The sequence below is a fragment of the Bacillus sp. AC266 genome (assembly GCF_979253805.1).
In genome coordinates, this window is sequence record NZ_CEEDEC010000001.1 from 1,047,227 (window position 1) to 1,056,966 (window position 9,740).

A 9,740-nucleotide genomic window follows, 5' to 3' on the forward strand; every position below is an offset into this window, starting at 1 on the left:
ATTTGTCTTCAGCTATCTTTCTTTATTTTTGTACCTCTCTATGAAATGAAAAATCATTCACGGTAGGCTGTATTTGTTTCTCTACTTTCACCTCTTCCTTCTTCTGTTTCGCTCTTCTAACATTTCCTAATTTAATCGCATCTTGCATACTATTACTAATAAGATTTCCTGACAAAATTGTCATACTATAGAAAGCGATTGGTATAAGTACAATCCATGTATGAGTAGTTAAGTGACGGAAGTTTTGACCAATTAACCCTGTCCATTCTTTTGTTACACTATCTGCATCTATACCGCCAAAAATTATTGTTCCGCCAAAAAATAATCGCAACAAACCAAGATGCAAGAGGAGTAATAAAGTACTTACAAATTGCTGGGCTACTAATAAAAGAAATGATGGTAACATATGCGGCCATACATGGCGTCTCAACCTCTGCCACTTACTTCCGCCTAGCACAGTGGCCGCCAACATAAATTCTTCATTCTTAATACGTTTTACTTCTTGCGCCACGTACAACATAACAGTCGGTACAGCAAGGCACGCAAGAACTATAATTTGAAACGCAACCCGTAAATGAAACGGAGCAGCAGCCTCTCCACTTTCGAACATTAAAACTGCATTTAACATAAAATAGGAAATCATAATCATTGGTACAATACTAAACGGATCAAAAAAAGATGAGATTACTGGAAATGAGCGTTTACTGTACATACCAAGTAATAAACCAATAGCTCCTCCAATTACTACACGTACAACTGCGATAACGACACTTGCACCAACTGTCCATTTCGCTCCTTCTATTATTAACTGGAACAGGTCACGGCCTTTCTCATCAGTTCCAAACCAAAATTTACTCGACGGTGAAAACGGAGCAGCCTCTAATTCTCCTTTTTCGTTATACATCATCGTTAGTTCACGAATATTCCCATCGAAAAACAGCGTATTTCCAATACTAACAATCATTAGTACACTCAAAAAAGTAACACCTAGCAAAAATCTCACATCTCTTTTTACAACTTGCCACATGTTACACACGCTCCTTTATAACATTTTGTAAAAGCGTATGTAATAAACGAAATAGTATAAAAAGCGGTACGTATAATAAAACTAAACTCACTGTAAATATTTCTAATTTTGAATTTTCTTTCACGAAAACGAACATACCGTACGTATTAAACAGCCATTCAATAATATATAAGTTTGATAACATAAATAAAATATTCGTTTTTGCATAATAGACTGTTGTTAACAGGACATTTCTTGAAATATGGTGCATCAAAATATGTCTTAAACTTAGCCCTTTACTCTTAGCAAATATACTATAATCTTTCTCTAATTCTTCTCTGAAACGTAATAGTAGTAACTTAATAAATAATAATGTTGTAGGTAAAGTAAGACATATTATTGGTAACAGGCCAGCCCTTTCCTCTCCAAGTCCTGCAAATTTCACTGGCATAAAACCTGTCTTTTGAAAGATTATTACTACTAGAAGTTGAGATAATAAAATTAATAAAATGTCCGGAATACTTTCAAGTGCGACGAAAATCCCATTCCACATACGTTGCTTTGATTGAGAGCGCTGTAATACCCACACAACGATAAGATACGCAATGAGTAAAGATAGTATAAATGCCGAAATAAATACAAACATTGTTTCTACATAATGAATCCATATTTGTGGAAATAACTTTCTTGAATTCCGAAATCCATACGTAATTTCACCTGGTTGAAGTAACTTCTCTCCAAGAAACACAACTGTGTTCCAAAAACCGATTAGATCAATTTGTAATCCCTTAAATAAACGCGGTAGTGCCCCTAAAAATAGAATACAAATAAGCGCCGCAAATAATTGTAAACATGTAACCCCACACCACTTACCAATTCGAATGAACATAACTATTACCCCTTCTATTTAAATGAGTATTCAGAAATTAAAACTATGTATAGTACCTATACCTTTTAATAAAATAACTCCTCTCTCGACAAAACATATCGATTCTCGTCATTTCTCTGAAGTTGTATTATATCTTTCAACTATTATCCAACATTTTCCTTATCGCTCGATTATATACTATAAAAAAGCACTTATTTTTAAAATAAGTACTTTTTTATTTAATTTCATTTTACGAATGTATCACACAACCACTCATAAAACTTTTCCTTCTCTTCAAATTGAGGGTAATGTGCTGAGTTTTCAAAAGCTATAAATTCTTTTTGATTCGCCTCAATTCTATCAAAATACTGTTTTGCTGCATGAAATGAAGTATTATAGTCATATTTACCCATAAGAAAATAAAGCGGTAGATTCAGCTTAGTTACTTTAGTAGATAATGGATTCTTTAAATCTTTTTCTAATAAGACAGTTTGAGAATGTGATAATCCAACGTTATAACGAATTACGTCTAACAAGTTATATTCATTACTAAATAGCATCCTCATGTTATCACCATCTGGATTTTCAATGAGTCTTGATGTTCCACCATATTTCGCAACATAATTTCGCGGAGTGTATGTATCGCCATTTTTAATTTTTTCGGTTAACCCTTTTAAATAGGAAACCTCATCTGGATTCCCCGCATTTTGTGCCTGTTCAATAACATAGTTTAAGCTATCCATTTCACTTTCTACTGTATCACTCATCTGCCCTATTCCAACATATGCATCATATTTTTCAGGGGCTTTATTGGCAGCTTGCATTCCAATATATGTACCGTAAGAATGACCAACCAATATTACTTTTTCTTTGCCAAGACGTTTTGAAATATAATCTGTCATAGCTAATAAATCTTCTACAAGTAGGTCTGATGATAGATTCGAATAGTCTTCAAAGAAATGATACGATTTCCCGCTTGCCCTTTGATCGTAATTAACCACTGTGAATTTCTCTTCCAATAAGTCTTGATATTTTTGAGCATATGGTATTTCTGAAGAACCTGGTCCACCATGGATAAAGAGAATAACTGGATTCTTCTTATCTTTTCCGCGTATCATAATTTCATGACCACTTCCATTTATCTCTACTTGCTCTAATGTACTTATACTGTTTTTCCCCTTTATTTGCGAGGTCCATGTAGGAAATACTAACGCCATAATTATTAATAGTATAATAGTGACTGCAATACGTTTTACTAATTTTTTTATCTTCTTCATAAGACGTTTCCTTTCTTATAAATTTGTAAAAATAACAATTTAGTTCTGTAAAACTACCTCAAAAAAATATGAATGTACAACAATTGCACTTTCCAATTTCATCTCAATCTTTTTTACATTATTAATATCCCATATACTTCTTAACTTTCCGCTATATAAACTCTTAATATTTTCTTAATTTTCAATACATTATTCGTAGAAAGACTTGATCACAATGTATTACAAATATAGAAAAGAGTCCTTGTTGTCAAAACAAGGACTCTTTTCTCAAACTATTTCGCTACTTCCTCTTTCGGCATTACCATACCTTTATAAAGTTGGACAGTAATCCAATAATAAATGAAATAAATTACTATGAAGATTCCTATTGGCATCCACACTTTTACAAATGGGTCAACTAATATGAAACTGAATAAGTTAAGCCCTACTAAAACGTGGGAGATTCCAATAATTGCTGGGAAGATAAATAAATATGAAATCTCTTTATATATACTTTTTGTTAACATACTACGTCTCACACCAATTTTTCGTAGCATTTCATAACGGCGTACATCACGAGAAGCTCCTGTTAATATTTTGAACATAAGAGAACTCGCCATCATTGCTAAAAATGCAATTCCAAGGAAAAATCCCATAAACATTGTTCCGCTCATGAAACTGTTCACGAACTGATAAGTTGTCATTTTCGTATATAATTCTACTTTTGTACCTGTTGTTTTTTCAATTTGTTCTTTTTGCCTCTTATCAATTTCTGTCAATAACGGTTTATATTTTTTCATATCATCTACTTTTGCTAATGTTACAGTATGCTCTGTTCCTTGAATTCCTTTGTAATGCTCTTCATCTGCAATTCTTACCGGTTTTCCGTTAAACTGATTATGTGTAATTTGTATCTCTCTTACAACCGCATCTTCCCAATCTTTTGGCATACGAGGAAGCTTATTCGCTACTTCAGGAGCTTCCAAAGCAGAATAGACAGGTTCAGTTAAAGGTGTAGCCACACGTTTACGAGCAGGTTCTTTTAAAGTCTTTGTATCAAAATGATCTGAAATAAGTGGGGGTTTTTCAGTTAAGTCGTTACGTAAATAATAAACCGCTTCTCCATCTACTTTATACTTATACTTGCTTTCTTCAACAATTTCCATTTCTTTTAATGCCGCTTTATCTTGTTCATTTGGATCATGAATTACGACATCATATACACGTGAGAAGTCTGTCATAATGCCTACATTCTTTTGAAACGCCATACCTGCTGTCATTGCACCTGCACCTAATGCAATTAACATCGCTACAGTGCCTAGTACCCTCGATAAACTAGTTACTCGAAAACGTAACTGTGCATAAGTAAAACTATTTAATCCCGTTTCATTTCGTTTTTTATTTCCCTTAATTTTCATTACAAAAAGTGGGAGCAACGAGCTAAAAATGAAATACGTTCCTACTGTCGTAACAATTGTCGCTATTATAAATCCTAGTTCAGCAAACATTTTTATATTCACCATAAAATAATATCCTGTACTTACTAGCAATACACCTAGTACTGTCATAATAACAGTGCGAGTCTTACTTTTCTTCACCTCATCTTGCGTTTCATCTTCACGTATTAACTCTAATTCTGTTTTACGTAATAATCGGAAACTATTCATTAAACCAGTAATGAAAAATAATATTAAGAAGAAAATAGATGTAACTAATATAGCTGGTGTGTACACAGATGCGTAATTACCTTTTGCTGAAATCTCCATTCCATTCATTAAAAAATTTCCTGCTACACTAGCAAGTACTATTCCTACTAAAATACCGATAATAATACTGACAATCCCCATACCAAAAGTCTCAATAAATAATAATTGCGCTACTTTTTTCTTTTTCGCTCCAAGCATCATGTACATACCGAGTTCTTTTCTTCTTAATGTAAGTAAAAAAGAATTGGCATATATGATGTAAAAAACTGTAATGAAAGAAAGCAATATTGCACCAACCCAAAAGACGAGCCTAATACTACCAATGAGACTATTATCTTTTGTAAATTCACTATTCATCGCCATCGTTTGGAACATGTAAAAAATACTAATACTAATGACTAGACCAATAAGTAAAACCATATAATCCTTTAACATTTTTTTCATACTATGACGTGATAATTTGAATAACATAGTCTCGCCCCCCTTACTTCAACTCAGTTGCTGAGCCCATTTGGGCAAGCACACCTAAAATATCTTGATAGAAATTTTCTCGTGTTCCTTGACGTTTTAACTCTTTATAAAGAAGTCCATCCTGTATAAATAAAATACGTTCACAATAGCTCGCACTAAATGCATCGTGTGTTACCATCAAAATACTTACATTGTGATTTTCATGTAAATCTTGCATCGCTTCTAATAAACTTTTTGCATTTTTACTATCAAGTGCTCCTGTCGGTTCATCTGCTAATACGATTGCCGGATTATGTACTAAAGCTCGTGCTGCCGCTGTTCTTTGTTTTTGTCCACCAGAAACAGCAGTCGGATATTTAGTTAAAATTTCAGTAATCCCTAATTTCTTTGCTACTTCATTTACTTTTCCAGTAATCTCACTTGACGGTACGCCTTGCAAGGAAAGTGGTAAAGCGATATTTTCATAAATTGATAAATTTTCTAGTAGATTAAAATCTTGAAAAATAAATCCTAATTTTTGAGAACGAAAATCTGATAATGCATTCCCTTTCATAGAAGTAATATTTGTGCCAGCTATTGTTACACTACCACCTGTCGCTTGATCAAGTGTACTGATCACATTTAGTAATGTCGTTTTACCGGATCCAGATGGACCCATAATCCCTACAAACTCTCCTTCTTTAATACTTAATGAAACACCCCTTAATGCTTTTGACTGATTCTCATTTCTTTTTCCATACGTTTTTTCTACACTTTCTACAGTAACTACATTTGTTGACATCTCTTTCACTCCATCCCTTTTGTATAGTATAAATTTCCCATATATTTCTTATATTTTTCTCATAAAAATTCTTAAGAATTTTTAAATTTTCCAAATGCAGATTGAGATACATAAGAAATACAAACGATTTCTCTGCTTAATATTCTCACTTTTCTAAAATCCTTTCATTCGATTTCCCTTACATTTACCTTACATTTTTGTAAGGTTAAAAAAACAAACCACTTCATAAGAGCATTTCTTTGGAATGAGAAATGCTTTTTATTGCTATCAAAATTCAAAAGATATTTCAATAACAATAATAATGAAATAAAAAACAATATATTTTTATTGCGAAACGATAAACAACATGATAAAATCATGTTGTTATTACATAAGTGAGGTGCTTTTTATGAAACAAGTTACGACACTCTTTTTAAAGCTAGCTATTACTTTTATAGGATTCCCAGTTCTTGCATTGTGCATATTTTTGGTGCCTAAGATTGGGGATTTTGCTGGAGAATTGTATCCAGATATTGCTTATATGAAATCTCTCGTTTTAATCGATATGTACGTGGCAGTGATACCTTTTTACTTTGCTCTGTATCAAGCTTTTAAACTTTTAAGCTATATTGATAAGAACCAAGCGTTCTCGGAATTATCGGTAAAGGCTTTAAAGAATATAAAATACTGTGCCATCACGATCAGTACCTTGTACTTGCTAGGTATGCCACTCTACTATCTCATGGCAAAAAAAATTGATCCTCCAAGTTTCATACCAATCGGATTGACCATCATTTTCGCCTCTATGGTGATCGCCGTTTTTGCTGCTGTTCTCCAAAGGCTTTTACAAGAAGCTATTAATATAAAATCAGAAAATGATTTAACGGTCTGAGGTGGAGAATATGGCAATTATTATTAATATTGATGTGATGTTAGCAAAACGAAAAATGAGCGTAACGGAGCTTTCGGAGAGGGTTGGGATTACGATGGCGAATCTTTCCATTCTGAAAAATGGGAAAGCAAAAGCGGTTCGTTTTTCAACATTAGAAGCGATATGTAAGACTTTAGATTGTCAACCAGGTGATATTTTGGAGTACAAAAGCGACGAATTCACTCAATAAATACAGACAACAACTTTCTTCAACCAATGGGATTAAATAGTGAAATTAAAATGAAGGGATAGCAATTAAGCTATCCCTTCTCTGCGTTTGTTATTGTTATTTAATATATCTTTAATTACTTTAAATTCAGTATTACATATTAATGGTGTGTTTTATTATCAATCTCTATTTCCTATTTTTAATTTCCTCTTTCATACTTTCCACAAACGCATCTAGTTCAACAACTTCTGACTTCTCTTCACCATATTTCCGTACATTTACAGCTTCGTTTTCCATTTCCTTATCCCCAATAACAAGAACATACGGAACTTTTTGCATTTGCGCTTCTCTAATTTTATATCCTAACTTTTCATCTCGTATATCTCGTTCGACACGAATTCCGGCTTGTGCTAATTTATCTGCAATCCTATTTGCATATTTTTCATGCACTGCATTTGAAACTGGAATTACTTTCACTTGAACCGGTGCCACCCACGCTGGGAACGCGCCTCCAAAGTGCTCAATTAATATTGCTAAAAAACGGTCTAAAGATCCTAATACAGCGCGGTGGATTACAACCGGTCTTCTTTTTTCATTATTTTCATCTATATAATTTAAATCAAATTTTTCTGGCATTTGGAAATCAAGTTGGACTGTTCCGCACTGATGACTTCTATTTAAAGCATCTTTAATATGGAAATCAATTTTCGGACCGTAAAATGCACCGTCACCTTCATTTAATCTATATTTATAATTTAATGACTGTAATACATTTTCTAATGCCAATTCTGCTTGCTCCCATAATTTATCATCACCCATTGAATCTTCTGGACGAGTAGAAAGCTCTACTTCATACTCGAAACCAAAAGTTTTATACACATAGTCAATTTGCGCCAACACTGATTTGATTTCATCTTCAATTTGTTCTGGTGTTACAAATAAATGAGCATCATCTTGGCAGAAAGTACGAACTCTTAATAATCCGTTTAAAGCGCCACTAAATTCATGTCGATGCACTTGACCGAACTCACACATACGAATCGGTAATTCACGATAAGAATGTAATTTATTTTTAAACATAAGCATATGGCCTGGGCAATTCATCGGTTTTAACGCAAAACTTTTATGATCTACTTCTGAGAAATACATATTGTCTTTGTAATGTCCCCAGTGTCCTGACTTCTCCCATAATTCTTGATTCATCATAAATGGAGTACGCACTTCTTGATAATTGTACTCATTTTGAATTTCTCTTAAAAATGCTTCTAATTCATTGCGAATAATCTGTCCTTTTGGCAAGTAAAAGGGCATTCCCGGAGCCTCTTCCGAAAACATAAACAATTCAAGTTCACTACCTAATTTCCGATGATTTCTCTTTGCGGCCTCCTCAACAAAATGTAAATACTCTTCTAATTTTTGTTGAGAAGAGAAAGCAACACCATATATACGCTGAAGCACTTGATTGTTACTATCGCCTCGCCAATATGCACCAGAAACATGAGTTAATTGAAATGCTTTCAAATAACCAGTAGATGGCAAATGTGGTCCTCTACATAAATCTACAAATTCACCTTGTTTATACAGTGTTACACTTTCCCCATTAGGAATTGCTTCTAAAAGCTCTAATTTCAAACTATCATTCATTTCTTGAAACAATTCTTTTGCTTCTTCTCGAGAAACCTCAACTCGCTCTATCTTTACATTTTCATTTATAATATTTTTCATTTCTTTTTCTATTTTCGGTAAATCTTCTATGTTTACACTACTTTGAAGATCCATGTCATAATAGAATCCATTTTCAATGACTGGCCCTACACCAAGGTTTACATCACCATAAATTCTTTTTACAGCTTGCGCTAATATATGTGCCGCAGAGTGTCTTGCAATTTTTACCCCTTCATCTGAATCCATAGTAATGATTTCAACTTTCGCACTTTCTTCAATGTTTCGTCGTAAATCAAAAGACTTATCATTAACTTTTCCTGCGACTGCTTTCTTTTTCAAGCTACTACTAATTGCCCCAGCAATTTCTTCTAAAGTAATGCCTTTCACAAATTCTTTAACGCTACCATCTGGAAATTTAATTTCGATCATCTGTTCTTTCATTTTTCATCTCTCCATTTCATAATAAAAAGCACACTCATCCCTAAAATAGGGACGAGTGTGCTTTTACCCGTGGTTCCACCCAGATTCCCATCGCAAATATACAATGGCTTCTTTTACGGTAACGTCGTTTACACGGCACTAGATACTTGATTTCCCCAGTGCAGCTCTAAGGTGGTAAGTTATTTTACTGCGTTAGGAAGTTCTCAGCTTTTCTTCCTTCTCTGTATAACCGTTTAAAATAACTCGTGTCCTTTTCTTCGCTTATTATGAAATAAAATATAAAAAAGCATATTCATCCCTAGTAAATAGGGACGAATATGCTTATATTCGTGGTTCCACCCAGATTCCCATCACAAAAAACATAATGGCTTCTTTTGCGGGTAACGTCGCTTACACGGCACTAGATACTTGATTTCCCCAGTGCAGCTCTAAGGTGGTAAGTTATTTTACTGCGTTAGGAAGTTCTC

At 33.6% G+C, this 9,740-nt stretch carries 8 protein-coding genes and 1 other annotated feature; of the genes, 2 read left to right on the forward strand and 6 right to left on the reverse strand.

The window, feature by feature from the left end:
* Positions 1–22: 22 nt before the first annotated feature.
* The 5 genes from AC0IXC_RS05365 to AC0IXC_RS05385 all read right to left on the reverse strand — a co-directional run bounded on the left by AC0IXC_RS05365 (position 23) and on the right by AC0IXC_RS05385 (position 6,097).
* Positions 23–1,027, reverse strand: a complete 1,005-nt coding sequence (locus AC0IXC_RS05365) for an ABC transporter permease (protein WP_471652680.1) — start codon at positions 1,025–1,027, stop codon at positions 23–25.
* A 1-nt stretch (position 1,028) separates the two neighbouring features.
* The gene (locus tag AC0IXC_RS05370) at positions 1,029–1,895 is read right to left on the reverse strand and encodes an ABC transporter permease subunit (protein ID WP_471652681.1); all 867 of its coding nucleotides are present in this window, start codon (positions 1,893–1,895) and stop codon (positions 1,029–1,031) included.
* Between the two features lie 224 nt (positions 1,896–2,119).
* Positions 2,120–3,151 (reverse strand): alpha/beta fold hydrolase, encoded by a 1,032-nt coding sequence (locus AC0IXC_RS05375; protein WP_201033746.1) that lies wholly within the window; start codon positions 3,149–3,151, stop codon positions 2,120–2,122.
* 272 nt (positions 3,152–3,423) lie between these two features.
* Positions 3,424–5,307 (reverse strand): ABC transporter permease, encoded by a 1,884-nt coding sequence (locus tag AC0IXC_RS05380; protein WP_061675300.1) that lies wholly within the window; start codon positions 5,305–5,307, stop codon positions 3,424–3,426.
* Positions 5,308–5,320: 13 nt separating this feature from the next.
* The gene (locus tag AC0IXC_RS05385; protein ID WP_471652682.1) at positions 5,321–6,097 is read right to left on the reverse strand and encodes an ABC transporter ATP-binding protein; all 777 of its coding nucleotides are present in this window, start codon (positions 6,095–6,097) and stop codon (positions 5,321–5,323) included.
* Between the two features lie 379 nt (positions 6,098–6,476).
* On the opposite strand from AC0IXC_RS05385, the gene AC0IXC_RS05390 reads away from it, so the two are divergent.
* Positions 6,477–6,959 carry a DUF2975 domain-containing protein gene (locus AC0IXC_RS05390; protein WP_471652683.1) on the forward strand — a complete coding sequence of 161 codons (483 nt, stop codon included), beginning with the start codon at positions 6,477–6,479 and terminating at the stop codon, positions 6,957–6,959.
* Between the two features lie 10 nt (positions 6,960–6,969).
* Positions 6,970–7,188, forward strand: coding sequence for a helix-turn-helix domain-containing protein (locus AC0IXC_RS05395; protein WP_002141696.1), 219 nt, complete (start codon positions 6,970–6,972; stop codon positions 7,186–7,188).
* Positions 7,189–7,353: 165 nt separating this feature from the next.
* Here AC0IXC_RS05395 and thrS read toward each other — a convergent pair whose 3' ends face one another.
* A complete protein-coding gene (gene thrS, locus AC0IXC_RS05400; RefSeq protein WP_471652684.1) occupies positions 7,354–9,273 on the reverse strand; it encodes a threonine--tRNA ligase in 1,920 nt (639 codons plus the stop codon).
* Positions 9,274–9,317: 44 nt separating this feature from the next.
* Positions 9,318–9,540 (reverse strand) — a binding site (T-box leader).
* Between the last annotated feature and the right edge of the window lie 200 nt (positions 9,541–9,740).